Here is a 1,024-nt window from a genome sequence, read left to right on the forward strand (position 1 = left end):
TCTTCATTCAGTGCTATAAATATAAAAAATATTGGGAATTATGCTTTTGCTGGATGTAGTAATCTATCTTCACTTAATTTACCATCAGTAACGAATATAGGGAATTATGCTTTTAGTGGGAAAAAAGGTAATATTATAGGTTTAAACAAATTATCTTCAGTTGATTTCCCAGAAGTAAAGGATATTGGTGAGTATGCATTTGAATATTGTATGGATTTATCTTCTATAAATTGCCCTCTTGTAGAGACCATAGGTAAAGGAGCATTTTACAATTGTGATAAACTTTCCTATACAAACTTTCCTTCTGTATTATCTATTGGTGAGAAAGCATTCGAAAGTGCAGAAACATTATCCGTTATCGAGTTTCCTAAATTATCAATTATAGCCAAAGATGCTTTCTCAAGGTGTACAAATTTAGAGTCCATATATTTACCATCAGTAAAGTCTATAGATAATGGTGCATTTTTAGGTTGCACAAAGTTAAAATTTATTTCACTTCCAAATGTCTTGTCTATTGGCAATATAAAAAATAGCAGTTCGAGCAATGATGGAGTTTTTTATGGATGTTCGAACTTAAAGAATATTGATATGCCTATAATAAATAATATTGGAGATAGTTCATTTTGGGACTGTATAAATTTATCTTCTATAAACATCCCTAAGGCAGTAAATTTGGGTTCTTCCGTTTTTTTTAACTGCTCTAGTCTTTCATTTATAAATCTACCATCAGCTAATACCATTGGAAATAATTCATTCTATAAATGTTCACAATTATCTTCTATTTACATTCCCAAACTAGAAAGTATAGGATATAGCGCTATTTCTGCATGCCATAATTTATCTTCAATAATTCTTCCATCTGTTATAACTGTTTATGATGGAAATTTTTATGATTGTTCAAAGTTAACATCTTTAACTCTTTCTTCTCCAAATCTAACTTCCATGAATGCCAGATTATTTAACTCTACAAATATAAACTTAACACTTCACATTAATAAAAAGAATGAAGTATCAGGACTTTCAT

1 protein-coding gene is annotated in these 1,024 nt (G+C 29.3%); it reads left to right on the forward strand.

Translation table 11 applies throughout. The features are described 5' to 3' along the window. Positions 1 to 1,024 (forward strand): leucine-rich repeat domain-containing protein (locus I6E11_RS14645; protein WP_235338834.1); only part of this gene is annotated, 1,024 nt, incomplete at both ends.

This window comes from Bacteroides caecigallinarum (assembly GCF_021531075.1).
GTDB classification, from domain to species: Bacteria; Bacteroidota; Bacteroidia; order Bacteroidales; family Bacteroidaceae; genus Phocaeicola; species Phocaeicola caecigallinarum_B.